Source organism: Tardiphaga sp. GW822-FHT04G09, assembly GCF_058800725.1.
Genome location: NZ_JBXAMO010000012.1, coordinates 132403 through 157685 on the forward strand (window position 1 = coordinate 132403; position 25283 = coordinate 157685).

24 protein-coding genes, 1 tRNA gene and 1 pseudogene are annotated in these 25283 nt (G+C 61.5%); 15 read left to right on the plus strand and 11 right to left on the minus strand.

Annotated elements, in window-relative coordinates:
* The first annotated feature begins 58 nt into the window (after positions 1–58).
* The 5 genes from AC1RLZ_RS20270 to AC1RLZ_RS20290 all read left to right on the plus strand — a co-directional run bounded on the left by AC1RLZ_RS20270 (position 59) and on the right by AC1RLZ_RS20290 (position 6728).
* Complete coding sequence (locus AC1RLZ_RS20270) at positions 59–1960, plus strand: potassium transporter Kup (RefSeq protein ID WP_371425404.1); 1902 nt, start codon at positions 59–61, stop codon at positions 1958–1960.
* A gap of 127 nt (positions 1961–2087) precedes the next feature.
* The gene (locus AC1RLZ_RS20275; RefSeq protein ID WP_493190093.1) at positions 2088–4010 is read left to right on the plus strand and encodes a potassium transporter Kup; all 1923 of its coding nucleotides are present in this window, start codon (positions 2088–2090) and stop codon (positions 4008–4010) included.
* Between the two features lie 111 nt (positions 4011–4121).
* Positions 4122–4457, plus strand: coding sequence for a rhodanese-like domain-containing protein (locus AC1RLZ_RS20280; protein WP_493190094.1), 336 nt, complete (start codon positions 4122–4124; stop codon positions 4455–4457).
* Positions 4458–4464: 7 nt separating this feature from the next.
* Positions 4465–5619, plus strand: a complete 1155-nt coding sequence (locus AC1RLZ_RS20285; protein WP_371425398.1) for an aminotransferase — start codon at positions 4465–4467, stop codon at positions 5617–5619.
* Between the two features lie 14 nt (positions 5620–5633).
* Positions 5634–6728 carry a polyamine ABC transporter substrate-binding protein gene (locus tag AC1RLZ_RS20290; RefSeq protein WP_493190095.1) on the plus strand — a complete coding sequence of 365 codons (1095 nt, stop codon included), beginning with the start codon at positions 5634–5636 and terminating at the stop codon, positions 6726–6728.
* 3 nt (positions 6729–6731) lie between these two features.
* Here the strand turns inward: AC1RLZ_RS20290 and AC1RLZ_RS20295 are convergent, their stop codons facing one another.
* The 7 genes from AC1RLZ_RS20295 to AC1RLZ_RS20325 all read right to left on the minus strand — a co-directional run bounded on the left by AC1RLZ_RS20295 (position 6732) and on the right by AC1RLZ_RS20325 (position 12682).
* Positions 6732–7667 (minus strand): lipid A biosynthesis lauroyl acyltransferase, encoded by a 936-nt coding sequence (locus tag AC1RLZ_RS20295; protein WP_493190096.1) that lies wholly within the window; start codon positions 7665–7667, stop codon positions 6732–6734.
* Positions 7667–8689, minus strand: coding sequence for a zinc-binding dehydrogenase (locus AC1RLZ_RS20300; RefSeq protein WP_493190097.1), 1023 nt, complete (start codon positions 8687–8689; stop codon positions 7667–7669). Before AC1RLZ_RS20300 ends, AC1RLZ_RS20295 begins: the two co-directional genes overlap by 1 nt.
* 102 nt (positions 8690–8791) lie before the next feature.
* Positions 8792–10072: a beta-ketoacyl-ACP synthase gene (locus AC1RLZ_RS20305; RefSeq protein ID WP_493190098.1), complete on the minus strand. Its 1281-nt coding sequence runs from the start codon at positions 10070–10072 to the stop codon at positions 8792–8794.
* A 114-nt stretch (positions 10073–10186) separates the two neighbouring features.
* The gene (locus tag AC1RLZ_RS20310; RefSeq protein ID WP_493190099.1) at positions 10187–11389 is read right to left on the minus strand and encodes a beta-ketoacyl-ACP synthase; all 1203 of its coding nucleotides are present in this window, start codon (positions 11387–11389) and stop codon (positions 10187–10189) included.
* A complete protein-coding gene (locus AC1RLZ_RS20315) occupies positions 11382–11855 on the minus strand; it encodes a 3-hydroxyacyl-ACP dehydratase FabZ family protein (RefSeq protein WP_371425386.1) in 474 nt (157 codons plus the stop codon). The genes AC1RLZ_RS20310 and AC1RLZ_RS20315 overlap by 8 nt, the downstream gene beginning before the upstream one ends.
* Positions 11856–11864: 9 nt before the next feature.
* Positions 11865–12146 (minus strand): acyl carrier protein, encoded by a 282-nt coding sequence (locus AC1RLZ_RS20320; RefSeq protein WP_002711294.1) that lies wholly within the window; start codon positions 12144–12146, stop codon positions 11865–11867.
* 188 nt (positions 12147–12334) lie between these two features.
* A complete protein-coding gene (locus AC1RLZ_RS20325; protein ID WP_493190100.1) occupies positions 12335–12682 on the minus strand; it encodes a hypothetical protein in 348 nt (115 codons plus the stop codon).
* 175 nt (positions 12683–12857) lie between these two features.
* Here AC1RLZ_RS20325 and AC1RLZ_RS20330 point away from each other — a divergent pair, with 175 nt between their 5' ends.
* Positions 12858–13484, plus strand: coding sequence for a ParB-like protein (locus AC1RLZ_RS20330; RefSeq protein ID WP_493190101.1), 627 nt, complete (start codon positions 12858–12860; stop codon positions 13482–13484).
* On the opposite strand, the gene AC1RLZ_RS20335 is transcribed toward AC1RLZ_RS20330, so the two are convergent.
* The 3 genes from AC1RLZ_RS20335 to AC1RLZ_RS20345 all read right to left on the minus strand — a co-directional run bounded on the left by AC1RLZ_RS20335 (position 13445) and on the right by AC1RLZ_RS20345 (position 16404).
* Positions 13445–13954, minus strand: coding sequence for an MgtC/SapB family protein (locus tag AC1RLZ_RS20335; protein WP_493190102.1), 510 nt, complete (start codon positions 13952–13954; stop codon positions 13445–13447). The genes AC1RLZ_RS20330 and AC1RLZ_RS20335 overlap by 40 nt on opposite strands.
* Before the next feature lie 21 nt (positions 13955–13975).
* Positions 13976–14554, minus strand: a complete 579-nt coding sequence (locus tag AC1RLZ_RS20340) for a peroxidase-related enzyme (protein ID WP_493190103.1) — start codon at positions 14552–14554, stop codon at positions 13976–13978.
* Between the two features lie 89 nt (positions 14555–14643).
* Positions 14644–16404, minus strand: coding sequence for an ATP-binding protein (locus tag AC1RLZ_RS20345; RefSeq protein ID WP_493190104.1), 1761 nt, complete (start codon positions 16402–16404; stop codon positions 14644–14646).
* Positions 16405–16708: 304 nt separating this feature from the next.
* Between AC1RLZ_RS20345 and AC1RLZ_RS20350 the strand changes: the two genes are divergently transcribed.
* The 9 genes and pseudogenes from AC1RLZ_RS20350 (at position 16709) to AC1RLZ_RS20390 (ending at position 24830) form a co-directional block, all read left to right on the plus strand.
* On the plus strand, positions 16709–17605 hold the full coding sequence (locus AC1RLZ_RS20350; protein ID WP_493190105.1) for a LysR family transcriptional regulator: 897 nt from the start codon (positions 16709–16711) through the stop codon (positions 17603–17605).
* A gap of 184 nt (positions 17606–17789) precedes the next feature.
* Complete coding sequence (locus tag AC1RLZ_RS20355) at positions 17790–18794, plus strand: Bug family tripartite tricarboxylate transporter substrate binding protein (protein WP_493190106.1); 1005 nt, start codon at positions 17790–17792, stop codon at positions 18792–18794.
* Positions 18791–19660: an amidohydrolase family protein gene (locus AC1RLZ_RS20360; RefSeq protein WP_493190107.1), complete on the plus strand. Its 870-nt coding sequence runs from the start codon at positions 18791–18793 to the stop codon at positions 19658–19660. The genes AC1RLZ_RS20355 and AC1RLZ_RS20360 overlap by 4 nt, the downstream gene beginning before the upstream one ends.
* A 28-nt stretch (positions 19661–19688) precedes the next feature.
* The gene (locus AC1RLZ_RS20365) at positions 19689–20411 is read left to right on the plus strand and encodes a PIG-L deacetylase family protein (RefSeq protein WP_493190108.1); all 723 of its coding nucleotides are present in this window, start codon (positions 19689–19691) and stop codon (positions 20409–20411) included.
* Positions 20408–21100: a 4-carboxy-4-hydroxy-2-oxoadipate aldolase/oxaloacetate decarboxylase gene (locus AC1RLZ_RS20370; protein ID WP_493190109.1), complete on the plus strand. Its 693-nt coding sequence runs from the start codon at positions 20408–20410 to the stop codon at positions 21098–21100. Before AC1RLZ_RS20365 ends, AC1RLZ_RS20370 begins: the two co-directional genes overlap by 4 nt.
* A 17-nt stretch (positions 21101–21117) precedes the next feature.
* Positions 21118–21966, plus strand: coding sequence for an ABC transporter substrate-binding protein (locus AC1RLZ_RS20375; protein WP_493190110.1), 849 nt, complete (start codon positions 21118–21120; stop codon positions 21964–21966).
* Between the two features lie 151 nt (positions 21967–22117).
* A pseudogene (locus AC1RLZ_RS20380) lies at positions 22118–23076 on the plus strand (catechol 2,3-dioxygenase).
* A gap of 72 nt (positions 23077–23148) precedes the next feature.
* Positions 23149–24570, plus strand: a complete 1422-nt coding sequence (locus AC1RLZ_RS20385) for a purine-cytosine permease family protein (protein ID WP_493190111.1) — start codon at positions 23149–23151, stop codon at positions 24568–24570.
* 186 nt (positions 24571–24756) lie between these two features.
* A tRNA-Gln gene (locus AC1RLZ_RS20390) sits at positions 24757–24830 on the plus strand.
* A 209-nt stretch (positions 24831–25039) separates the two neighbouring features.
* Here the strand turns inward: AC1RLZ_RS20390 and AC1RLZ_RS20395 are convergent.
* A partial coding sequence (locus AC1RLZ_RS20395) for a transposase (RefSeq protein WP_493190112.1) occupies positions 25040–25283 on the minus strand: 244 nt, incomplete at its 5' end.

Sequence of the window (25283 nt, forward strand, 5' to 3'; positions counted from 1 at the left end):
TGGCATTGCCCGGCACGCCATAGCCGGGTCTGGATTGTCCAGAGGCGTTACGAGCAGAATGGCCGTTACGGAAACAACAGGTGAGGGAACGATCGAAGTTCCGGTTCATACCGGCTTCTGGTCGCTCACGGTCGGCAGTATCGGCGTCGTGTTCGGCGACATCGGAACGTCGCCGCTCTACGCGTTCCGCGAGGCGGTACACGGCGCGACGCATGGCGCCCCGGTTACGCCCGTCATCGTGCTCGGCGTGCTCTCGCTGATCCTGTGGGCGCTGTTCATCGTCGTGACGGCCAAATACGTGCTGTTCCTGCTGCGCGCCGACAACAATGGCGAGGGTGGAACACTGTCGCTCATGGCGCTTGGCCAGCGCGCTTTGGGGCGGCGGAGCTTGCCGCTGATGGTGCTGGGCGTGATCGGCGCCTCGATGTTCATCGGCGATTCCATGATCACCCCGGCGATCTCGGTGCTCTCGGCGGTGGAAGGCCTCAAGCTCAAGGCACCTGCGCTCGAGCCTTATGTCGTGCCGGTCACTGTCGCGATTCTCGTCGTGCTGTTTTCGGTGCAGCGGATTGGCACTGCCAAGGTGGCCTCCGCCTTCGGTCCGGTGATGATCATCTGGTTCACGGCGCTCGCGCTGATGGGCGCCTCGCACATCTTCGATGATCCGACGGTGCTGAAGGCGATCAATCCGTACTATGCCGTGCAGTTCATGCTGACCCACGGTACCATTGGTCTCGTGACCTTGGGCGCGGTCTTTCTCGCCGTGACCGGTGGCGAGGCGCTCTATGCCGATCTCGGCCATTTCGGCCGCAGGCCAATTCAGTACGGCTGGTTCTTCTTCGTGCTGCCGGCACTGCTGATCAACTATTTCGGGCAGGGCGCACTTGTACTGTCGAACCCCGCTGCGATCGAAAATCCGTTCTATCGGATGGCACCGGAATCGATGCTGTTGCCGCTGATCGCGCTGGCGACGGCTGCCACCGTGATCGCGAGCCAGGCGGTGATCACCGGTGCCTATTCACTGGTGCGTCAGGCCGTGCAGCTCGGCCTGCTGCCGCGCTTTGAAGTGCGCTTCACGTCGGAGACCCATGCCGGCCAGATCTATCTGCCGCGCGTGAACCGGCTGCTGCTGATCGGCGTATTGCTGCTGGTGCTGCTGTTCAAATCGTCGAGCGGTCTTGCGTCTGCCTATGGCATCGCCGTCTCCACCACCATGGTTGCCGACGGCATCATGGGTTTTGTGGTGATCTGGAAGTTGTGGAACTGGAAGGCGGCGACTGCCGCTGCCGTTATCGCGCCGCTGGTGTTCGTCGATCTGGCCTTCCTCAGCGCCAATCTCCTGAAGCTGCTGGAAGGCGCCTGGGTGCCGCTGCTGTTCGGCGTGCTCATGGCCGGCATGATCTGGACCTGGCGCCGCGGCGCTGCGATCCTCATCACCAAGACGCGTCGCACCGAAGTGCCGCTGCGAGATCTCATCAAGAGTCTGGAAAAGCGCCCACCGCATGTGGTGAAGGGGACCGCGGTGTTTCTCACCAGCGATCCCGAATTCGTGCCGACCGCGCTGCTGCATAACCTGAAGCACAACAAGGTTCTGCACGAACACAACGTGATCCTGACCATCGAGACTGCGCAAACGCCGAAGGTCGATCTGGCAGAACGCGTTCGCATGGAGAATATCAGCGACAAGTTCTCGATGGTGAAGCTGCGCTTCGGCTTCATGGAATCGCCGAACGTCCCCAAAGCGCTCGTCGTCGCCCGCAAGCTCGGCTGGCAATTCGACATCATGGCGACGTCGTTCTTCGTGTCGCGGCGTTCGCTGAAGCCATCGGCGCAATCCGGGATGCCGCTGTGGCAGGACCATCTGTTCATTGCGCTCAGCCGCTCGGCGAACGACGCCACCGACTATTTCCAGATCCCCACAGGACGTGTGGTGGAAGTCGGTACTCAGGTGACGATCTAAGTCCAACCTTTTATCATGTCTGGTTCCCGGATTTGCGCTACAATGGGCGTGATCATCGGGGCCGGGAACGGCCTCGCTGCCCCGCTGTTCAGAGACCTTCCAATCAGAAGTTGTCGAGGCCGTTTCCATGACTAGCGATAGCGCTTCTCCCGCCGCGGCATCCCCGGCGGACCCCTCCCATGGGCACTCCACGGCCGGTTTCGGCTCGCTCGTGATGGGGAGCATAGGAGTCGTCTATGGCGACATCGGCACCAGCCCGCTTTACGCGCTCCGTGAGGCGCTGATCGCAGCCGGAGGCCACAAGGCGCCGGGCGTGGACAATGAAGCGATCCTTGGCGTTCTCTCGCTGATCCTGTGGGCCCTGATCATCGTGGTCACGCTTAAATATGTCGTGCTGCTGCTGCGCGCCGACAATAACGGCGAGGGTGGCCCGCTGGCCCTGATGGCGCTGGCCCAGCGCGCGATCGGGTCGAGCGGAACCGTGGTGGTGATGCTCGGTATCATCGCCGCGGCTTTGTTCTATGGCGACGCGGTGATCACGCCCGCACTGTCCGTGCTCTCGGCCATCGAGGGCGTCAAGCTCGCCACCACCGCCTTCGATCCCTATGTTGTACCGATCACCATCGTGATCTTGGTGGCGCTTTTCGCCGTGCAATCGCGCGGCACCGCGAAGGTCGCGACGTTCTTCGGACCGATCATGTGCCTATGGTTCATCGTGATCGCGGTAGCGGCCATTCCGCAGATCATGAAGCATCCTGAAGTACTCGCGGCACTCAATCCCGTGCATGCGATCTACTTCATGTTCCATCACGGCATCATCGCCTTCGTGACCCTGGGCGCAGTGTTTCTCGCCGTGACCGGCGCCGAGGCGCTCTATGCTGATCTCGGTCACTTCGGCAAAAAGCCGATCCAGCTGGCCTGGCTGTTTCTCGTGCTGCCATCGCTGGCCATCAACTATTTCGGCCAGGCCGCGCTGGTGATGCACGATCCCACTGCGCTGGAAAATCCGTTCTATCTGATGTTTCCCGACTGGGCCCTGATCCCGATGGTGATCCTCGCAGCGACCGCGACGGTCATCGCCAGCCAGGCTGTGATCACCGGTGCCTATTCGCTGACGCGGCAGGCGATCCAGCTCGGCCTGCTGCCGCGCTTCGAGATACGCCATACGTCCGAGAGTCATTCCGGCCAGATCTATATTCCGCGCGTCAACATGCTGCTGCTGATCGCGGTGATCGTGCTTGTTGTGCTGTTCAAGTCGTCGAGCTCGCTGGCCTCGGCCTATGGCATCTCGGTCACCGGCACCATGGTGGTCACTGCGATGATGGGCTTTGTGGTGATCTGGCGCGGCTGGAAGTGGTCGCCGATCGCGGCTGCAGCATTGATTGCGCCATTTCTGGTGATCGACGTCACGTTCCTGTCCGCGAACCTGCTGAAAGTTTTCGACGGCGGCTGGGTGCCGCTGGCGATGGGCGGCGTGATCATTCTCTTGATGTATACGTGGCGCCACGGCAGCCGGCTGTTGTTCGAGAAATCGCGCAAGCTGGAATTTCCGCTGGCCGATCTCGTTGCCATGCTGGAGAAGCGTCCGCCGCAACGCGTTGCCGGAACGGCGGTATTTCTCACCAGCGATCCCGACTGCGCACCGACGGCGCTGATGCATAGTCTGAAACACTACAAAGTGCTTCACGAGAAGAACGTTATTCTCACCATCGAGACGGCGCCGACGCCCCGTATTGACCCCAGCGACCGGATCCGCATGGAGGAGATCAGCGCGACCTTCTCCAAGGTGACCATGCGCTTCGGCTTCATGGAGACACCGAACGTACCGAAAACACTGGCGATCGCGCGCAAGACCGGCTGGCAGTTCGACATCATGTCGACGTCGTTCTTCCTGTCGCGGCGCGCCCTGAAACCGGCCGCGCATTCCGGCATGCCGCGCTGGCAGGATCATCTGTTCATCGCGCTCAGCCGTACCGCCAATGACGCCACGGACTATTTCCAGATCCCCACAGGGCGGGTGGTGGAGGTGGGGACGCAAGTGACCATTTAACCCCTCCTGACGCTTGATTTTCGCCGCGCGAGAGGCGACTTTGGCGCCCGAAAACAGGGGCCATTTTGGCCCCTTCGCGTTTGCTCCGGGATGCCGGGGCACCAGGAGGTTATGGTGGCAGGTGAAGCTCATACCGTTCACGATTTGACGCCGGAGGAAGTCTCCAAGGGTATCGCCGACGGCAAGTATTTGCTGGTCGACGTGCGCGAGCCCAACGAGGTTGCGGTCGAAGCCTATCCGGACGCCGTCGTCGTACCGCTCTCGGGCTTCGACAGCGCCGATCTGCCCGACCCGGCCGGCAAGCAGATCGTCTTCGCATGTCGCTCCGGCAAGCGCTCGGTGACGGCTTCGCTGGCCGCGCAGGCCGATGGCTTTGCCTATGACAAGCACCTTGCCGGCGGCATTTTGGGCTGGAAGGCTGCAGGCCTGCCGACCAAGGCTGGCTGATCCCTCGATGAACAAGATCTTCTCTGAGCTGCCCGTCACGGTGTTCGAGGCGATGTCGCAGCTTGCGCGCGACCATAACGCCATCAATCTCGGGCAGGGCTTTCCCGATCATCCCGGTCCGGACGATATCCGTCAGGCGGCCGCGGACGCGACGCTGCACGGCTATAACCAGTATCCGTCGATGATGGGTATCCCGGAGCTGCGTCAGGCGATCGCGACGCATTACCAGCACTGGCACAAGCTCACGCTCGATCCGATGACCGAGGTGATGGTGACCTCCGGTGGCACCGAGGCGCTGACCTCGTCGATCCTCGCAGTGGTCGAGCCCGGCGACGAGGTCGTGTGCTTCCAGCCGGTCTATGATTCCTATCTGCCGATCATCCGTCAGGCTGGCGGCATTCCGCGTCTGGTCAGTCTGAAGCCGCCGCACTGGCGTCTCACGGAAGAAGACCTGCGCGCGGTCTTCAACCACAAGACCAAGGCCGTGCTGTTCAACAGCCCGCTCAACCCGGCCGCGGTGGTGTCGCCGCGCGAGGATCTCGAACTGCTGGCGAAGTTCTGTCAGGAATTCGATACGATAGCGATCTGTGACGAGGTCTGGGAACACGTGACCTTCGATGGCCACGACCACATCCCGCTGATCACCATTCCCGGCATGCGCGACCGCACCATCAAGGTCGGCTCGGCCGGCAAGATCTTTTCGCTAACCGGCTGGAAGATCGGCTTTGTCTGCGCAGCACCCCATCTGCTGCGAGTCTGCGCCAAGGTGCATCAGTTCCTGACCTTCACGACCGCGCCGAACCTGCAGGTCGCGGTCGCCTATGGCCTCGGCAAGTCCGACGACTACTTCAAGACGATGCGGGCTGATCTCGCACGCAGCCGTGATCGACTGGCGGCTGGTCTGGAAAGCATCGGCTTTCCGGTCATCAAGTCGCAGGGCACGTATTTCCTCACCGTCGATCTGTCGCCGCTGGGGCTGAACGAGACCGACGAGGAGTTCTGCCGGCGTCTCGTCTACGACTACAAGGTCGCGGCGATTCCGGTATCGGCCTTCTACGAGCAGGACAAGGTGACGTCCGTGGTGCGGTTCTGCTTTGCGAAGAATGACGCGACGCTCGACACCGCGCTGGAGCGCCTGTCCAACGCCGTTCACCGCCGCTAGGGAAGTTGATAAACATGGGCAAGCACGGGATCGCGTGGGTCGTCGGCGCGGCGCTGCTGTGGTCCTTGCCTGCATATGCGCAAGAGCGTGTCGTCAACTTCTATAACTGGTCGAACTACATGGCGCCCAGCGTGCTGGAGGCGTTCACCAGGGAGACCGGCATCAAGGTCGTCTACGACACCTTCGACGCCAATGAAACGCTGGAAACGCGGCTGTTGGCCGGCAAATCCGGCTATGACGTCGTGGTGCCGACGGCGTATTTCCTGCAGCGCCAGATCACCGCAAAGGTGTTCCAGAAGCTCGACAAGGCGAAGCTGCCGAACCTCGCCAATGCGTGGCCGGAGGTCACAAAACGCCTCGCGATCTACGATCCCGGCAATCAGTTTGCGGCGAACTACATGTGGGGCACCACGGGTATCGGGTATAACGTCAAACAGGTCGCGAAAGTTCTTGGACCTGATGCGAAGATCGATAGCTGGGATATCATCTTCAAGCCGGAGAATTTGGCGAAGTTCAAGGATTGCGGCGTCCATATGCTGGATTCCGCCGATGACATTCTGCCGGCGGCGTTGAATGCGCTCGGCCTCGATCCCAATTCCACCAAGCAACCCGATCTCGAAAAGGCCGCCGATCTTGTCGGCAAGATCAGGGGCAATGTCCGCAAGTTTCACTCATCGGAGTATCTGAGCGCGCTGGCAACCGGCGAGATCTGCCTCGTGGTCGGCTGGTCCGGCGACATCATCCAGGCGCGGGCGCGGGCCGATGAAGCGAAGAACGGCGTCGAGATCGGCTATGCGGTGCCGAAGGAGGGCGCGCAGATGTTCTTCGACAACCTGGCTATCCCGGCCGACGCGAAGAACGTCAACGAAGCCTATGAGCTGATCAACTATCTCTACCGGCCGGATGTCGCGGCGAAGAATTCGAACTTCCTCGGCTATGCCAACGGCAATCTCGCCAGCCAGAAGCTGATCGATCCGAAAGTTCTGAACGACAAGACGATCTATCCGGACGACGCTATGCTGCAGAAACTGTTCGTCATCACCGCACGCGATCCCGGCACGCAGCGGGTGATCAACCGGCTGTGGACGAAGGTAAAGACGGGACGCTGAGCGCTACCGCCAGCGCCGATGCAGCCATAGCCACTGCTCGGGATACTCCCGGATCCAGTCTTCCAGCACGGACGTCACCGCCTGCATGGTGCCCTGAACGTCGACCTTGCCATTGGCGTCGCGCACCGGTTTCACCTCTTCGGAAACTTCGATGCGGAAACGGTGGTTGGGCAGACGGATGATGCGGACACCGTGGATCGGGCAATCGACCTGACGCAGCAGCCGCGCCAGCATCGGATTGGCATTGGTCTTGCGACCAAAGAAGTCCACCGGGACGCCATTGGTGAACCACTGATCCACCAGCATGGCGACGTGCTTGCCCTCGTTCAGTGCGTGCGCAAGCTTGAGCGGCGCATCATGGCTGGCCGGGATGAGATTGCCCATGTTGATTGCGCGCGTCTGATGGATGGCGCGGTCAGCGGCGGCACTGTTCGGCCGGCGATACAGCACGGCTGCGTCGAGGCCATGAGCAACGGCGGCAAGTGCTGGAATTTCCCAGTTGCCAAGATGGCTGGCGAAAATCAGCGCGGGCTTGCCGTCGTCACGGAGCTGATCGAAAATTTCTGCCGTCCGTGCCGAGAACTCGACATTGCTGGGCTTGGTCGGATTTGCCGGGTCGTAATCCCAGATCTGGTCGAGATGCGCGAATTCCGCGCCGACGCGGCCCATATTGTCCCAGACACCGGCGAGAATCTTCTCGATCTCTTCCGGTGATTTTTCGGGGAAGGCGGCTGTGAGATTGGCGCGACCGATCTTGTCTTCGCGAAACAGCGGCCCGATGCGCTGCGTGATCTTGCCGAACCGGTTGGCGGTCTTGACCGGATCGAAATAGCGCGTGGTGCGCAGGATGGCGATCGTCAGCGCACCGACAGCGGCGTCGCCTGCAGGCTTCAGGGCATCGCGAATGCGGGCCTTGGTGCGAAGCAGCAGGCGGAGCATCAGAAGTGAACGATGATCTTGCCGAACACCTGGCGGGTTTCCATCCGCCTCAGCGCGGTCTCAACGTCGGTGATCGGCACTTCGGTATCGATCACCGGCAGCATGCCGTCAGCCATCTTGTCGAGGCTCTCGGCAATGTTCTTCATGGTGGCGCCGAACGATCCGAAGATGCGGTACTGCTGCTGGAACAGCTGCATCAGGTTGATCGTGGTGGTCGGGCCAGAGGTCGAGCCGCAGGTGACCAGACGGCCGCCGCGCTTCATCACCAGCAGCGAACCATTGAAGGTGTCGGCGCCGACGTGTTCGAACACGACATCGACGCCCTTCTTCTTGGTGATCTTGCGGGTCTCGCCCTCGAAGCGATCCTTGCGATAGTTGATGACGTGGTCGGCGCCGAGCGCCTTCACGCCTTCGATCTTGCTGTCGTCGCCCACAGTGGTGATGACGGTGCAGCCGATCTTCTTCGCCATCATGATGGCGACCGTGCCGATGCCGGAGCCGCCGGCATGGACGAGAATCGTCTCGCCGGGCTGCAGCTTGGCATTGTCGAACAGCATGTGCTGGACTGTCGAGAAGGCGATCGGGGCGCAGGCGGCGTCGCGGAAGCTGACGCCGTCGGGAACGGGAATCACCAGACGTGCCGGCATATTCATCAGTTCGCGAGAGAAGCCGTCGATGTGGAAGCCATAGAGACCGCCGACATTCTCGCAGAAATTGTCGCGCCCTTCCTGGCAGGCCTTGCAGTGCCCGCAGGTCAACGCGCCATACATCACCACCTTCTGGCCCGGCTTCACATTGGTGACGCCTTCGCCAACCGCGGCGATTTCGCCGGAGGCTTCAGCGCCGATCGACAGCGGCAGCTTGCGCTTGGCGAAGGCCATGCCGCGGAAGCCCCAGACGTCGATATGGTTCAGGCCGACAGCCTTGACGCGGATCTGCACTTCGCCGGCAGCAGGCGGCGGGGGCGGGGGCACATCGACGACGACAAGCTCGCGATCGGCAACAAGATTGAGCGCACGCATGAACCGCGTCTCCGGCAAGAAAGGTTGATTTCGGATGGCCTGCGTATCGCCGGTTCACGTCATGACGTCAACCGGCGAGGGGGGCCAACGGGGCCGGGAGCCTTAAACGGGCTCGCCGGTGAGGATCAGCGAGGCATTCTGGCCACCGAAGCCGAAGGAATTCGACATCACGGCCGTTACGCGTGCATCGCGGGCGGTATTGGGAACCACATCGAACGGAATGGCCGGATCGGGAACATCGTAATTGATGGTCGGCGGGATCCGCTGGTGTTCGAGGGTCAGCAGCGAGAACACCGCCTCGACCGCACCGGCGGCGGAGAGGGTGTGGCCGACCATGGACTTGTTCGACGAGACAGGGATTTCCTTGGCGCGCTCACCGAACACGCTGGAAATGCCGAGATACTCCATCTTGTCGTTTTCCGGCGTGCCGGTGCCATGGGCGTTGATGTAGTCGATCTGGTCTGACGTCAGGCCGGCATCCACCAGCGCATTGTTCACGCAGCCGATGATCGGCTTGCCGTCCGGGCTGGAGCGAGTGCGGTGGAAGGAGTCAGCGAGTTCGCCGCAGCCCGCGACAATGCCGAGGATCCTGGCGCCACGCGCGGTAGCGGCTTCCAGGCTTTCCAGCACCAGTGCACCGGCGCCTTCGGCCATCACGAATCCATCGCGGTTTTTGGCGAAAGGACGGACAGCCTTTTCCGGCGGATCGTTATGGGTCGAGAGTGCCGACAGCAGCGAGAAGCGGATCAGCGCTTCCGGGTTGACCGAGCCGTCGGTGGCCACGCACAGCGCCGCGTCGGCTTCGCCGCGGCGGATCGCTTCGACGCCGAGCTGGATCGCAGTGGCGCCGGAGGCGCAAGCGGTCGACAGCGAGATCGGCGAACCCTTGGTACCGAACGTGTCCGCGAGATGGTCGGCAACCGAGCCGAACAGGAAGCGGCGGTGATACTGAACGAACTTGCCGCCGCCGGCGACGCGCAGCAGCGTGTCGTAATTGATATCGCTATTGGCGCCGGCGGCCTTTGCCAGCACCTGGCGCTGCGGCCACTCGACTTCGACGGGCGCAACCGCGAGGAACAGCGGGCCGGGGAAGTCGCCCTTGCGGCCGATATTGGCCTGCGCGATCGCTTCCTCGGTGACGAGTTCGCCGAGCTTCTCGGAGAGATCGGTGGAGGAGAACGGCTCGACCGGCACGAAATCGATCGTGCCAGCCATCGTCGTCTTCATGCCGTCGACAGGAAAGCGCGTGATAGTGCGAATGCCGGATTCGCCAGCGGTGAGCTTGGCCCAGTTGTCCTGCTTGCCGGCGCCGAGCGATGTCACGACACCCATGCCTGTGACAACAACGATCGGTCGGCCGAATTTATCGCGCGTTGCAGTCATGCTCTCTCCGTCGGTCGCATCGACCGCTTAACTTGAGCATGATCCCGAAAAGTGGATGCCGGTTTCGGATAAAATCTTGCTCAACCATAAGAAAAATCCAGAGCCAGTAGGACTCTAGATGGCTTCAACCAGTGCCATGCCTTCGCCGCGCCAATGGCCGGCGCCGATTACGACAATCTGGGTGGGCTTGCCGGACTTTTCAATCTCGAGGCCGGTTGAATCGTTCGGCGGAAACATCGCGCCCCGCGAGATCGCAAGGGCCGCAAGGCCGAGGCCGAGCGGGAATTGGGTTTCGAGCGTATGACCGAACAGGGTGCCGGTGCCGCGGATGGCGACATCGGCATGATCCTTCAGGAAGGCGCGCTCTTCGGATGTCACGGGCTCGGCACCGGTCGCACCGGTGATGATCGCTGCGTCATTCTTGGCGCCGAGCTGCGACCACAATTTCTGCAGCGACGTTGTGACTTCGCCGGGCGTTTTGCGACGGGCTTGATCTGCAACGACGCGCTTCAACCGTGCCAGTGGCTTGGCGCCGCGCGCTTCGGCATGCGCCCTGGATTCGATGACGAGGAACGCGCCGGCAGAGCCGAGCGCAAAGCCGGAATTCTTCTCGCGTGCCCACACGGTCTCGAACTTGTTCTTCAGGTTGAAGTCGTCGAATTCGTATAGCAGCAGCAGATCCTTGCGCTCGCCGTTATGTGCGGCGCCGATCAGTGCGATGTCGCTCTGACCTGAGGCGATGCGTGCCAGCGCAATGCGCGCAGCGTCGACGCCGGCCGCTTCCTCGCCCATGAAGGTGCGCGAGGAGCCGGTGACGCCGTGCACGATGGCGATGTTGCCGGCCAGCAGGTTCGAGAGCTGCGCCAGAAACAGGGTCGGACGAAGATCGTTCAGGAGCTTTTCGTTCAGCAGGCCCGGCGATGCCGCGCCGTAGCCTTCCGAATTCAGAATGCCGGAGTCCACGGCCAGATCGCGCTCACCGCCACCGGCGGCGACGATCATGTCCATCCTCGACAGGATGTCCTTATTGCCCTTCACGCCCGCCGAATCGAGTGCGAGGCCGGCTGCATAAGTGCCGATCCGCTGCCACGCTTCCATCTGCCGCTGATCGCCCTTCTTGGGGATCTGCGTGTCATAGGAGACCGGTGCGAGGGGGTGGACGATGTTCGGCGCGAAGCCGGTTTCATCGACATTGATGCGCTTGTTGTTCAACGCATCCCAATGGGCGTCAGGGCCTTCGCCCAATGAAGTTGCGAGGCCGATCCCGGTGATCCACGCTTCCACCGGCTCGGATGTCATCGGTCGGGTTTCAGCCATTGGTGATCGCCTGTAAGGGAAATCCGATGCGCTTGGCCACGATATCCATGTGCCCGCGCAAATCCGGATGGGGGAACGGGACGGTCTTGAAGGTGAGCTGTGCGTTGCAGGTCAGCTTGCCATCGACCTTGATCTTGACGGTGGTCATGTAGAAGCCGTCGCCTTCGTGCAGTACGCTGGCATTGATGTCCAGCTTCGTGCCTGGTGTGATGAAGGTACGCATCTTGGCTTCCTTCACCGCGGCCAGGAACGGCATACGCTCGAACTTCATCAGCGCGATCAGCAGCCAGCCCGACGTCTGAGCCATCGACTCGATCAGCAGCACGCCGGGCATCAAGGGGTAGCCCGGGAAGTGGCCCTCGAAGATGGTGCTCTTTTCAGGGACGTTCGCTTCAACCGCGATCGTCCGTTCACCGACATTGAGGTCGGTGATGCGGTCGATCAGGTGAAAATATTCGAGGTTCATGGCGGGGCGTTACGCGCCCTTGGCCGCGACCAATTCGTCGATGCGCGCGCTGAGGTTCTTCAGGACGAAATACTGCTCGGTGGTCGCCTTGCCGTCGTTGACCTCCTGGGTCCACTTTTCGAGCGGCAGCTTGATCCCGAATGCCTTGTCGATCGCAAAAGCGATATCCAGGAAGTCGAGGCTGTCGATCCCCAGATCGTCGATGGCGTGGCTTTCCGGCGTGATCGTGTCGCGGGGGATGTCGCAAGTCTCGGCGATGATTGTGGCGACCTGATCGAATGTGGAGGACATTACTAAGCCTTTGATATATTGAAGATAATGTTCGATCGGCGCGCGCAAGCACAGGGCTTCGCCCCGGATAGTCCCGGTCCGCCGTATAGAGTCGATTGCCCGTATATCGGAGCGGGGGCAGCAGTTCAATGCAGTTGAGCGCCCGCTCACCAGCCCCTGTGGGCTGTGGAAAGAGGGTTTGGCGCGCCTCAGCCGTGCGGTGCAACAATGTGGGCGCAGTCCCGGCGGCCCATCAGGACGCAATCCTGGGTTTTGCGGAGATCGGCAATGCTGATCGCGAGCCAGATCCCGACACCCACGAGGATCACCGTAAAGCCGAAGGCTGCGCTATTGGCCAGCATCCGGTGGCGGAAGTCATCGGGGTCGTCCTGGGTCTGTTGATAGCGGGACAGGTCGCTGGCGCCGGTGGTCTGGCGGCGGCGGGGGTGTTCGGCGGGAGTGGTGGGATGGTGTGGCAGCGTATCCGAGGTGCGCGGCACGAAACGAAGCACGCGGTGCTCTTCATCCTCTCTGACAATCGGCTGCTGGGTCTTCATTGTCGGTGGTCTGCGCATACAATGGCATGTTGTAACACGAGGCGGCTGCTTTGCGCAGCTAAAGTCCGCATGGCACGGATGCGGCAATCGTCAGAGATGACGTGGAACTGATCCGCATCGGCGCAGCGGTCGTGCCATAGTTCGTTCCGGACAGACGTCAGATATGGGAGGCCACATGCCGAACACACGCGAACCGTTGCTGCATCCGGTCCCGATCCTGTCGCTGCGGCCAACGCAGATGACGGTGGGCATGCGCGAGGTGAAGGAGAAGCGCAAACGATGGCGTGCGCATAAATCGAAGCGCAAACAGGCCGAGCTGCTCGGCCAGCACATGATCCCCGTGGTGCTGGGGCCGGATCAGCGCCATTACGTGGTCGATCACCATCATCTCGCACGTGCGCTGCATGACGAAGGCGTGAAGGATGTGCTCGTCACCGTGATCGCGGATCTCACGATGGTCGATATGAAAGCATTCTGGGGTGTGCTCGATCACCGCCGCTGGGCCTATCCCTATGACGCCAAGGGCGAGCGGCGGCACTTCAAGGACATTCCAAAATCGGTGACGGGCCTGAAGGACGATCCGTTCCGCAGCCTGGCCGGCGAAATTCGCCGCGCCGGCGGCTATGCCAAGGACACCACGCCGTTCAGCGAATTCCTGTGGGCGGACCTGTTTCGCCGCCGGCTCTCCACAAAGGAAATCGAGGCCGATTTCGCCAAGGCATTGGAGAAGGCGCTGGCGATCGCCAAGAGCAAGGATGCGATCTATTTGCCGGGCTGGTGCGGCCCGGCGTCCGACGACTGAGGCACATCCGTTGAAAGCGACGCTGGATCGCTCCTGCCGCCGAGCACGCGATGCAGGGCCCGTTCGAGCTTGCCGCCAAACAGCAGGACAAGGAAGGCGATTGCCACCGAGACTGTGACGATGCGCCAGTGGCCGGCGCCGCACATGATGCCGACACAGGCGGTCAGCCACACGCAGGCGGCGCTGGTCAGGCCGCGGATGCGGAAATGGTGCTCGGCGTGAAAGATCACGCCTGCACCGAGAAAGCCGACGCCTGTGAGCACACCCTGAATGACCCGGCTCCCGGCATCTGTGAAGCCGCCCTTGCCGAGCGGATCGGCCAGCACCACGATCATGGCGGTAGCCAGACTGACCAGCGCCAGCGTGCGCACGCCCACGGGCTTGCCGTGCAGGTCGCGGTTGAGGCCGATGGCGCCGCCGACGAGGGCGGCGACGCCGAGGCGCAGGATGATGTCCGACCAGTCGAGCAATGGAGTATCCCTATCGCGCCGTTATATCGGCAGCCGGCCCATCATATAGAACTCGTCGTTCGGCTTCATATTGGTGACATTGGCCATGCGGTTCGACAGTGCAAAGAAGGCCGAGATCGCAGTGATGTCCCAGATGTCGTCGTCGCTGAAGCCGTGGCTGCTGACTTCGGCAAAGTCCTGCTCGCCGATGGTCTCGGCGGACCGGCTCACCTTCATGGCGAAGTCCAGCATAGCACGCTGCTTCGGCGTGATGTCGGCCTTGCGATAGTTGACGGCGATTTGATCGGCGATGGTCGGGTTCTTGGCGCGAATGCGCAGGATCGCACCATGCGCGATGACGCAATAATGGCACTGATTGGCGGCAGACGTCGCGACCACGATCATCTCACGCTCGGCCTTGGTCAGCCCGCTGTCCTTGTCCATGAGGGCATCGTGATAGGCGAAGAACGCGCGGAATTCGTCAGGTCGATAGGCCAGCGACAGGAACACGTTGGGCACGAATCCGGACTTTTCCTGCACGCCCATGATGCGCGTGCGGATGTCCTCGGGCAGCTTGTCGAGGGCGGGTGTCGGAAAGCGTTTCGCAATCGGCTGGGTCATCTGGCGTTCCCGTGAATGTTTCTGTTTCACGGGATCATAGGCGATCGTGCCGCCACCGCAAAGCGGCTGCGGCGCGTGAGGCGATGCGATTAGCGCAGCGGCTTCTTGAGCAGCGAGAAGCGATCCGGATCGAGGCCGAGCGAGGGCTGCAGCATCGGGGCTTCGACGCTGCGGCTCGGCGTCGCCAGCGGGCGTTCGGTGAAGCCGGGATCGTTCGGCACATCGCGATGCGATGTGGCGCCGCGCCAGCGTTCCAGCACGGCGCTGACGAAATGCATGTCGTGACCGGCAGTCACTGACGGCACCGTGGCGATCGTGGCTTCGGAGCGCGGCAGCTGGTGCGGCGGCACTTCCTTGAAACGCAGACGGGTCGGCAGAGCGACGCCTTCACCGAAGGCGAGGACTTCGCGGGTGCCGAGTGACGGCACGAAGGACAGCAGATTGGCTGCGGCATCCGACACCGCGGAGCGTAGCAGCGCCTGGTCGCGCTCGTTGGCGAGGCGCATCGCAAACAGTGTGTTGCACTGGGAAATGATCGTGGCGTCGAGTTCGGCGGGCCGCTGTGTCACGAGACCGAGATACACGCCGTATTTGCGGCCTTCCTTGGCGATGCGCGAGACGGCCTTGCGGGTCGGACCGAAGCCGATATTGCGGTCGGCAGACGCATAGCGATGCGCTTCCTCGCAGACGAATAGCAGCGGCGAGGCGCCGTCGCTCCACAGGCCGAAATCGAATGCCATGCGGCACAGCACCGACACCACGGAGTCGACCACTTCCGCGGGGAAGCCGGCGAGCTGCATGATGGTCATCGGCTTGCCATTGGCGGGCAGGCGGAACAGATGGCTGATCACTTCCGCCATGGTGTCGCCGCCGACATTGGCGTTGTCGAACATGAAGGCGTAACGCGGATCGTTCTTCACCGCTTCGATACGCGAGATCAGCTTGTGATACTGGATGCGCGACGAGCGGTTCTCGAGCTTGCCCATGCGCTCGTCGATCAGCGAGATCAGATCGACCAGGCGATAGGGCACCGGCGTATCGACGGTGTAGCCGATGGTCTTCGGGTCGATGCGCTTGAGGCCAATGCGGTCGGCGTTCTGGTATTGCGTGTAGACGCCTTTGGCTATCGGGATGACTTCCGAGAGGATTTCGAGCTCTTCGGGCACGCCGGGGCGGCCGGCGAACAGCACGTCGACGATTTCCTCGAAATTGAATAGCCAGAACGGCAGTTTCAGATTGCGCGGGTTCAGCACCAGCGCCTTGTCGCCGAAGCAGCGGCCATATTCGTTATGCACGTCGAGCAGGAAGATGCGCAGATGCGGGCGCGACTTCAGGATTTCATTGAGCAGCAACGACACGCCGGTGGATTTACCGACACCGGTGGAGCCGAGCACCGCGAAGTGCTTGCTCAGCATTTCCTCGACGTCGACATATGCGGCGACCGACTTGTCCTGTTGCAGCGTGCCCACGTTGATCTGCTCGGAGCCGGACGGTGCATAGACCGTGCGCAGATCGTGATTGCTGATCAGGTCGACGATGTCGTCGATCGTGGGATAGTTGGTGACGCCGCGCTGGAATTTGGCCTTGTCTCCGTGTCCCATGATCTCGCCGAGCAGATCGACCGAGGCGCTCGCGATATACATGTCCGATGCATGCATGTTCTCGGCGGACACTTCCGTGATCATGGCAATGATGGTCGAGGAGGCGCAACGGATACTGACGAAGCGGCCGACGGTGCCGCGCATCTCCGAAGGCGTCATCGGGCTCACGGCGAGCAATCCGACGCGGGCCAGCGAGCCCCGTACCGAGATAATGCGCCCGAACGACGCCGCTGCGTTTAAACTTGTCATTGATGAATTCGCGTCTCGCACCCGGTTTGGGTCGAATATGCAGGTCAGGGACTGCACAAATTGTTAAGGCGTGTCCGCGGGCTATCGGTAGGCTCTGCTCGTCAAACTTGCATTGCGGAATTAGCTCCGCATTGGACTGCGAAAACGCCCGCACCGGATACCTCGCCGTTCACGGCTGCGAATTCGGCTTTACGCGGTTTTAACCAGCCCGCCAGATCAGGATGCGCCAACGTCCTGACCTTGCATGGGGCGCTGCCGCCGCGTTATCTCAACGCGGTGGCCTTCGGTCGTGTTCGGACCTCTTATGCGCATTGATTTTCCCGGCCTGCAGGCGTTTCTGAGCATCGCGGAGCGGGGTAGCTTTTCGCGGGCCGCCGCGCACCTCAATCTGTCACAGACGGCGCTGAGCCACCGGATCAAGAAACTGGAAGAGGATCTCGGCTTTCAGCTGCTGGCCCGCACCACGCGGCAAGTGGCACTAACTCCGGCCGGACTGGAACTGCTGCCTACCGCGCGGCGGATGATCGGGGAACTCTCCGACTCCATCGACTTGCTCCGGGCGCGGGGCCGAAAGCGACAGGAACACATCTCGCTCGGCTGCCTGCCGACCATCGCCGCCTATCATCTGCCGCGGGTGCTGAAGCAATTCACCGCGCTCCATCCCGGGATCTCGATCAAGATCCATGACAACTCGGCGGGCGAGATTGCCACTCTGGTGCAGTCCGGGCAGGCAGAGTTCGGCATCACGATCACGGCGACCAATATATGGGATCTGGCAGTCACCCCGCTGATCAAGGAACGCTTCGTCTTGCTGTGCACGAAGGATCATGCCTTTGCGCAACGCAAATTCGTGGCCTGGTCGCATCTTGAGGACATGCCGCTGATCCGTATTAGCCCGCAGGCCGGCAACCGGGCGCTGATCGACGATGCGCTCGGCCACCGGCGCGATGCGCTGAACTGGCGTTATGAGGTGCAGCACCTGCAGACCGCCGTGGGCATGGTGTTAGAAAAGCTTGGCATCGCCGTGGTGCCCCGCATCGCGGTGGCGACGCAAGGGACTGCCGGACTGGTCGCTGTGCCGCTTCGCAATCCGAGCGTCAGTCGAACCGTAGGGATCATCGTCAAGCGCGGACAGCCGGTGAGCAAGCCGGCGCAGGTGCTGATCGATCTGACCCGCAAATACTTCCAGTCAGCGGGATAGTCCGCCCTTGAGGGATATATGCAGGAAACTGCACAATTATCCCATATTTCTCATTTGTTTCATATATCGGAATTGGATACTGCCGTAAGCAGAACGGTCCATGGCATGGTCGCGATGACGTGACGGCCATTGGCGCCGACATAAATACGGCGAGGGTGGACGCGTCAGGCGTCTTCGATCCATCATGACGCTCTGCTTTCCGACCAAACTCAAGCATTTGCTGACTGCCGCGAAATGGGCGTTCGGCGTGATATTTCTCACAGGCGCGGTGTCTTTGGCGCAGGCGCAGTCCGGCTATCCGACCAGGCCCATTCGCGTGATCGTGCCGTTTGCGGCCGGTGGTGTTGCTGACATCACCATCCGCATCGTAGCCGACAAACTCGGCGACAATCTCGGCCAGCGCCTCGTGATCGAAAACATGCCGGGTGCTGGCGGCGTCGCCGCAGCGCGCGCAGTGCTATCGTCGCAGCCGGATGGCTATACGCTGGCGCTGCTCAGCAACGGCACTGCCGTCAGCGTGCCGCTGTTCAAGAGTCTGCCATTCGATCCCGTGAAGAACTTCGCGCCGATCTCCAGCATCGGCTTCTTCGATTTCATCGTCGGCACCCATGCGAATTCGCAACACAAGACGTTGGCCGACCTCATCAAGTTTGCGCGCGACAATCCGGGCAAATTGAATGTCGGCACCATCAGCGTCGGCAGCACCCAGAACCTGTCGGCCGAACTGCTCAAATCCACCGCCGGGATCAACTTCCAGATTGTGCCCTATCGCGGAACGCCTGAGGTCATTGTCGGGCTCCTGCGCGAAGACATCGATCTCATGATCGACAATTATGTCGGGATGAAATCGGCGCTGCAGGATGGCAAGATGCGTCCCGTTGGCACCACCGGTGAAGCCCGCTCGGTAATCCTCAAGGACGTGCCGACAATGATCGAAGGCGGCGTGAAGGGATACGACGTGGTCTCCTGGAATGCGCTGTTCGCGCCATCAGGCACCCCGCCCGAAGCTGTAGCGCGATTGAATGCGGGTCTGCGGGAGGTATTGGCACTGCCCGATGTGAAGCAGAAGCTGCTCGATCTAGGGATCGAGGCGAAAGCCAGCTCGCCCGAGGAATTGAAGGCCCGGCTGGTCGACGACATCGCGAAGTGGACCGCCGTGATCGACAAGGCAGGAATTCCGAAACAATGACGAAACCAACCGTTCCTGGTCCCGATCCGCACACCAAAACGCCGAAGTTCAAGCTGCCGCCGCTGGCCTGCGACGCGCATACGCATATCTTCGGGCCCGGCACCAAATATCCCTATGTGGGGTCCTACATTCCGCCCGACGCGCCGCTGGAAGATTTTCAGGCATTGCACGAGAAGCTCGGCATCGGCCGTGCCGTTATCGTCAATGCCAGCGTGCACGGCACTGATAACCGCGTAGCGCTGGACGCCATCGCGGTGAGCGGCGGGCGCTACCGTGCGGTGGCCAATATCGATGGCACGATCACGGAGCAGGGGCTCCGCGAACTGCACGAAGGTGGTTTCCGCGGCTGTCGCTTCAATTTCGTGCGGCATCTCGGCGGCACGCCGGACATGAAGGTGTTTCATCGTATCATCGAAATGATCGCGCCGATGAACTGGCATGTCGATCTGCATTTCGATGCGGTCGATCTGCCCGACTATGCCGACCTGCTGGCGAAGCTGCCGGTGATCTACACCATCGATCATATGGGCCGCGTCAAGGCCGCCGATGGCCTGGAGCAGCAGCCGTTCCGCACCTTGATCGACCTGATGAAGCGCGACGAGAAATGCTGGGTGAAGGTCTCCGGCTGCGAGCGCGTGACCTCCATGGGTCCGCCCTTTACCGATGCCGTGCCGTTCGCGAAGACAATCTGCGAGACCGCGCCGGATCGCGTGATCTGGGGGACCGACTGGCCGCATCCCAACGTCAAGGCGATGCCGAACGACGGCGATCTCGTCGATCTCATCCCGCTCTTCGCACCGGACCCGGTGATCCAGCAAAAGATCCTCGTCGACAATCCCGCGCGTCTGTTTGAATTCGATACCTGAGCGGCAGAAAGAACCAAGGAAAGATTCGATGTCCAAAGCCAAGACAGGTCTTGTGGTCTCCGCACATCCCGGCGATTTCGTCTGGCGCGCCGGCGGCGCGATCGCGCTGCATGCGAAGAAAGGCTACCGCGTCAAGATCGTGTGCCTCGCTTACGGCGAACGCGGCGAGTCGCAATTCGCCTGGAAGCAGGCGGGCATGACGCTGGACAAGGTCAAGGCCGGACGGAAAGACGAAGCCGAGCGTGCGGCGGCATCGCTGGGCGCCGAGATCGAATTCTTCGACGCCGGGGACTATCCGCTGCATCTGACGGAAGCACACAAGGAGCGGCTGATCGATATCTATCGCGAACTCAATCCGAGCTTCGTACTGACGCATTCCCTCGAAGATCCGTACAATGTCGATCATCCCGCGGCGACCGCCGCTGCGCAGGAGGCCCGCATCATCGCGCAGGCGATGGGGCACAAGCCTGAAGCGGAATACAGCTACTCCGCGCCCCCGGTGTTCCTGTTCGAGCCGCATCAGCCGGAGATATGCAATTTCAAGCCGCAGGTGATCCTCAACATCGATGAGGTCTGGGACATCAAGCGCAAGACGTTCGAAATTCTCGCTGCGCAAAAGCACCTCTGGGCCTATTACGAGCGGGTGGCCTTGCAGCGTGGCATGCAGGGCGGCCGCAACACCGGCGCGGCCATGACCTATGGCGAGGCCTATCAGCGACTGTTCCCGATGACCGTGGAGACACTGGCATGAAACCCGTCGTTGTCAGAAACATTCAGCGTGCCGATGCAGATGTTGTGCAGCGCCTAGGCGCGCTCGGCGTCTCCACGGTGCACGAGGCCTATGGCCGCTTTGGCCTGATGAAGACCTATATGCGCCCGGTGTGGTCCGGCGCGGAGGCCGCCGGCACGGCGGTCACGGTGCTGGCACAGCCCGGCGACAACTGGATGCTGCATGTGGCGATCGAGCAGTGCAAACCCGGTGACATGCTGGTGGTGGCCTGCACGACTGACAACACCGACGGCATGTTCGGCGATCTCCTCGCGACCTCGCTGAAGGCACGCAGCGGTGTCGGCCTGATCATCGATGCCGGATGCCGTGATATCAAGACGCTGCGCGAGATGGGCTTTCCGGTGTGGTCGCGCGCGATCTCGGCGAAGGGGACGGTGAAGGCAACGCTCGGTGCGGTGAACGTGCCGGTGGTCTGCGCCGGCGCGCAAGTGATGCCGGGGGACGTCATCGTCGCCGACGAAGACGGGGTTGTGGTGATCCCGCGCAAACTTGCTGCGGAGGTTGCGGTGAAAGGCGAGAAGCGTTTTGCCGAGGAAGACGCCAAGCGTCAGAAGCTGGCTTCCGGCATTCTCGGCCTCGACATGTACAATATGCGCGAGCCGCTGGCCAAAGCGGGTCTTGTTTACGTCGACGATCCCGATCAGGCGTGAGCGGGGAGGAGGCGGCAATGCGGCTTCGCATATTGCTCGGCGATCATCCGCATACGGCGGCGCTGAAATCCGGCGCGATCACATCCGATCTCGTTCAGCTGGATTTTGCCGTGTACACGCCCACCAACAAGGGCTTCAAACCCATGGTGCGTGATGGGGCCTTCGACGTCGCCGAAATGGCCATCGTCACCTATCTGATGGCGAAGAGCTACAACAAGCCGATGGTGCTGCTGCCTGATGTAATGATGGCGCGGCATCAGTTTGGCTTCGCGGTCACGAACCCAGCAGCACGCATCACCGGGCCGAAGGATCTTGAAGGTAAGCGTGTCGGCATTCGTTCGTTTACGACGACGACGGGCGCGTGGCTGCGCGGCATTCTCGCCAGTGACTACGGCGTCAATCTCGATGCGATCGAATGGATCACCTTCGAGGATCCGCATGTCGCCGAATATGTCGACAGCACCACTAAGGCGCCGGCTGGCAAGCAGATCATGCAGATGCTGTTCGACGGCGAGTTGGACGCCGTGCTCGGCGAGAAGAGCGACGATCCACGGGTGGCGCAACTATTCTCAGACGTGGCGGCTGAAGAGAAAGCATGGCTGGCCAGGCATGGCGTGGTGCCGATCAACCACATGGTGGTCGTCAGCCAGCAATTGTCCGATACGCGCCCCGATGTGGTGCGCGAAGTCCACCATATGCTGGAGGCGAGCAGGGCGGCGGCAGCCGGCAAGAGCCTGTCTTTCGATGCGGATACCATGAATCGTTCGCTGGCTCTTATTACAGACTATTCTGCGCAGCAGGGGCTGATCCCGCCCAGGTTCAGCGTTGATGAGCTGTTCGACGACGTGACGCGCGCATTGCGATAGCGCGCCGTCGCCCTCATCCTGAGGAGCGGTGTCTTCGACCGCGTCTCGAAGGATGAGCGCCCGATTCCTCATGGTTCGAGACGCGCGAAGACGCGCTCCTCACCATGAGGGGATCGGGTGAGCTCGACTAGAATACTGGAGGAAACGACCAATGACTCCCGAACCGATCTTCGATCTCGCCCATCTCGGTCATCTCGAATTGCTGACGCCGAAGCCGGACGAGAGCCTGAAATTCTTCGTCGACGTGATGGGCATGACCGTCTCGGGCCGGCAGGGCGAGTCCGTGTATCTGCGTGGCTGGGACGACTATGAGCGCTATTCGCTGAAGCTGACGGCGTCGAACACGTCGGGCATGGAGCATATGGCACTGCGGGCGCGCAGCCCGCAGGCACTGGAGCGCCGCGTGGCGGCACTGAAGGGCTCCGGCTATGATATTGGCTGGACCGACGGGGACCTCGGGCACGGGCCGGCATTTCGCTGCCGCGATCCCGACGGACATATCGTTGAACTCTATTACGAGACCGAATGGTACGAGGCGCCGCCGGAACTCAAGCCGGCGTTTAAAAACAGGCGCAGCGCTATCCGGCGCGCGGCATCAATGTGCGGCGGCTCGATCACCTGAACTGCCTTGCGGTCGACATCAAGGCCAACCGCGAGTTTTTCGAGCACTATATGGGGCTCCGCCTGACCGAGCAGATCGTGCTCAATGACGGCACGGAAGCGGCGATGTGGATGACCATGTCGAACAAGAGCTACGACTTCGCCTATTCGCGCGATCACTCCGGCACCAAAGGGCGCTTCCATCACGTGACCTATGCGCTGGACAGCCGTGAGGACATTCTGCGCGCGGCTGATATCTTTCTGGAAAACGGCGTCTTCATCGAGACCGGCCCGCACAAACATGCGATCCAGCAGACCTTCTTCCTCTATGTCTATGAGCCCGGCGGCAACCGTGTCGAAGTCGCCAATGCCGGCGCACGGCTGATCCTGGCGCCGGATTGGAAGCCCATCGTCTGGACCGAGGAGGAGCGCAAGAAGGGCCAGGCCTGGGGCCTCAAGACCATCGAGTCGTTCCATACCCACGGCACGCCTCCGGTGCCCCACAAGTAGCAAGCCGCTCTGCCGGGATTGGTACGCGTCTTGCTTTGTTGACCTCAGGTTGTCTTTGACGTGGGGGCGAGCATGACTAACTCTGAGTTGCGGGCCGACATTCACAGTATCGAACCGATCCCCGATGCCGACAGGGATTCCACCGGGCCACAGCAGATGTGGATCTGGGCGGGCGCCAATATCGCACCGGTGAACTGGGCGCTCGGCGCGCTTGGTATCATTCTCAAGCTCGGTCTGTGGGAAACCATCGCGGTCATCGTCATTGGCAATGCGGCGGGCTCCGCGATCTTCGCCGCCTTCACGGTCATGGGCCACAAGACCGGCGTCAATCAGATGGTGCTCAGCCGCTCGGCCTTCGGGCGCCGCGGTGCCTATCTGCCAAGCCTGTTGATGTTCCTGATGACGCTCGGCTGGATCGGCGTGAACACCTATTTCCCGGTGAAGATCTCGATGGCCATTCTCGGCCAGTTCGGGATCACCGATAGCTGGTTCGCCAATCTCGTGGTCATCACCATCGTGATGGTGACGCAGGTGCTGATCGGCACCTATGGTTTCTATGCGATCCGCACCTTCGAGAAATACACCGTACCGGTCACGGTGGTGATCATGGTGCTGATGAGCGTGCTGGCCTGGAGCCAGCCTGGCGTCGTGAACTGGAATCTCACGACCTCGCTGCCGCCGGGTCCGCATCTGGCGATGTTGTCGCTGCTGATGACCGCCGTTGGCGTTGGCTGGGGCATTTCGTGGGTGACCTGGGCGTCGGACTATTCGCGCTTCGTGCCGCGCTCGACCTCGTCGAAAGCCGTGTTCTGGTACAGCTATGTCGGCATGTTCGTGCCGTCGGTGTGGCTCGCTGTTCTCGGTGCCACGATCGCCTCGGTCACGCTCGACACCGATCCCGCCAAGATGGTCTCGGCGGTGTTCGGCGGCGTCGCCAGCATCCTCGTGCTGCTGCTGGTGCTGCACGGGCCGATCGCGACCAATATCCTCAACGTCTACTCATCGGCGCTCGCGGCGCTGAGCATGGGCGTCCGCTTTTCGCGAACGATGCTGGCGCTGATCGTCGGCGTCGCCGGCTATGCGGTGACGGTGTATTTCATCTTCGCACCGTCTTTCGCGAAGGCGTTCGATAACTGGCTGATCAGCCTGCTGATGTGGATGAGCCCCTATGCCGGCGTGGTGATGGCCGACTTCTTCGTCAGGCGGAAAAGCCAGATCGATATCGCCGAGCTCTACAAGTCGCCGGAGACCAGCATCTATGGCGATATCAACTGGAGCGGCATGATCGCGTTCTTCGCCGGCCTGATCGCCACCTGGCTCTTCCAGGATGGTCTGGTGCCCGCGCTGCAGGGACCGATCTCGATCAACCTTCTTGGTGGCGCGGATCTGAGCTGGCTGGCGGGCATCGTTGTGTCAGGCGGTGTCTATCTGGCGCTGGGCAAGTATCTGGCGCCCGAGCCGATGGCCATTCCGGTCGGTGGGCCGGGGGAATAAGGGCGAGGCGACCGGGCAGGCCGCTCTCTGCGTGGCCTGTTCGTTGTCAGTGGTGTCAATGAGCCGTCATTTCCGCTCAGAGGCCTTGCGCTTTGTCCGGCGGACGGGCTAGAACCCGCCCGAACGAGATGACATCTCTGTTCCAGTCGATTCCAGACGGGTTTTTCCCTAAGTCTCTGAATCGTTTGGGGAATGGTGTAACGGTAGCACAACAGACTCTGACTCTGTTTGTCTAGGTTCGAATCCTAGTTCCCCAGCCATTTTGAATTTATACAATAAATTCAACAGCCTACCTAAAGTCAGCCTCTCAAATTCTAACAACCCGTAACACCTTCCCGTAACAGTTTTTGTTGCGCTGCCTTTTCATCGATTGCGAGTTTTCTTATTCTCTGATCGGCGTTTGTCGGGTCGGAGCGCTGGAGTTGGATGTATTCGTCCAACCTGGCGTGGGTTTGCTCTGATGGGGCGGCTAAGCGGCCAGCAATTTGGGGATTCGGATCAGGTTATAGGCGATCAGATTGAGCAGGAAGTCGGCGGCGACGCGAGCGATGCCGCGATGTTTGGTCTTGCGCATGGTGCCGTGCTGCTTGCCCCATCCGAAGATGCACTCGACCATCGCCCGGCGCGATTGCGACCTGCCATATCCCGGATGCCGCGTGGTTCGTTCGTCGATGGCGCTGTTGCGGGTCTTGCCGGTTTTGGTGACGGCCTGG

What these genes read in the sequence shown, in the direction of transcription:
- AC1RLZ_RS20280 (WP_493190094.1), top strand. Translation starts at nt 4,122, where the DNA reads ATGGTGGCAGGTGAAGCTCATACCGTTCACGATTTGACGCCGGAGGAA.
- AC1RLZ_RS20285 (WP_371425398.1), top strand. Translation starts at nt 4,465, where the DNA reads ATGAACAAGATCTTCTCTGAGCTGCCCGTCACGGTGTTCGAGGCGATG.
- AC1RLZ_RS20290 (WP_493190095.1), top strand. Translation starts at nt 5,634, where the DNA reads ATGGGCAAGCACGGGATCGCGTGGGTCGTCGGCGCGGCGCTGCTGTGG.
- AC1RLZ_RS20370 (WP_493190109.1), top strand. Translation starts at nt 20,408, where the DNA reads ATGAAACCCGTCGTTGTCAGAAACATTCAGCGTGCCGATGCAGATGTT.
- AC1RLZ_RS20310 (WP_493190099.1), bottom strand. Translation starts at nt 11,389, where the DNA reads ATGGCTGAAACCCGACCGATGACATCCGAGCCGGTGGAAGCGTGGATC.
- AC1RLZ_RS20300 (WP_493190097.1), bottom strand. Translation starts at nt 8,689, where the DNA reads ATGCGTGCGCTCAATCTTGTTGCCGATCGCGAGCTTGTCGTCGTCGAT.
- AC1RLZ_RS20345 (WP_493190104.1), bottom strand. Translation starts at nt 16,404, where the DNA reads ATGACAAGTTTAAACGCAGCGGCGTCGTTCGGGCGCATTATCTCGGTA.
- AC1RLZ_RS20270 (WP_371425404.1), top strand. Translation starts at nt 59, where the DNA reads ATGGCCGTTACGGAAACAACAGGTGAGGGAACGATCGAAGTTCCGGTT.
- AC1RLZ_RS20330 (WP_493190101.1), top strand. Translation starts at nt 12,858, where the DNA reads ATGCCGAACACACGCGAACCGTTGCTGCATCCGGTCCCGATCCTGTCG.
- AC1RLZ_RS20305 (WP_493190098.1), bottom strand. Translation starts at nt 10,072, where the DNA reads ATGACTGCAACGCGCGATAAATTCGGCCGACCGATCGTTGTTGTCACA.
- AC1RLZ_RS20355 (WP_493190106.1), top strand. Translation starts at nt 17,790, where the DNA reads ATGACGCTCTGCTTTCCGACCAAACTCAAGCATTTGCTGACTGCCGCG.
- AC1RLZ_RS20350 (WP_493190105.1), top strand. Translation starts at nt 16,709, where the DNA reads ATGCGCATTGATTTTCCCGGCCTGCAGGCGTTTCTGAGCATCGCGGAG.
- AC1RLZ_RS20315 (WP_371425386.1), bottom strand. Translation starts at nt 11,855, where the DNA reads ATGAACCTCGAATATTTTCACCTGATCGACCGCATCACCGACCTCAAT.
- AC1RLZ_RS20375 (WP_493190110.1), top strand. Translation starts at nt 21,118, where the DNA reads ATGCGGCTTCGCATATTGCTCGGCGATCATCCGCATACGGCGGCGCTG.
- AC1RLZ_RS20320 (WP_002711294.1), bottom strand. Translation starts at nt 12,146, where the DNA reads ATGTCCTCCACATTCGATCAGGTCGCCACAATCATCGCCGAGACTTGC.
- AC1RLZ_RS20275 (WP_493190093.1), top strand. Translation starts at nt 2,088, where the DNA reads ATGACTAGCGATAGCGCTTCTCCCGCCGCGGCATCCCCGGCGGACCCC.
- AC1RLZ_RS20340 (WP_493190103.1), bottom strand. Translation starts at nt 14,554, where the DNA reads ATGACCCAGCCGATTGCGAAACGCTTTCCGACACCCGCCCTCGACAAG.
- AC1RLZ_RS20295 (WP_493190096.1), bottom strand. Translation starts at nt 7,667, where the DNA reads ATGCTCCGCCTGCTGCTTCGCACCAAGGCCCGCATTCGCGATGCCCTG.
- AC1RLZ_RS20325 (WP_493190100.1), bottom strand. Translation starts at nt 12,682, where the DNA reads ATGAAGACCCAGCAGCCGATTGTCAGAGAGGATGAAGAGCACCGCGTG.
- AC1RLZ_RS20365 (WP_493190108.1), top strand. Translation starts at nt 19,689, where the DNA reads ATGTCCAAAGCCAAGACAGGTCTTGTGGTCTCCGCACATCCCGGCGAT.
- AC1RLZ_RS20385 (WP_493190111.1), top strand. Translation starts at nt 23,149, where the DNA reads ATGACTAACTCTGAGTTGCGGGCCGACATTCACAGTATCGAACCGATC.
- AC1RLZ_RS20360 (WP_493190107.1), top strand. Translation starts at nt 18,791, where the DNA reads ATGACGAAACCAACCGTTCCTGGTCCCGATCCGCACACCAAAACGCCG.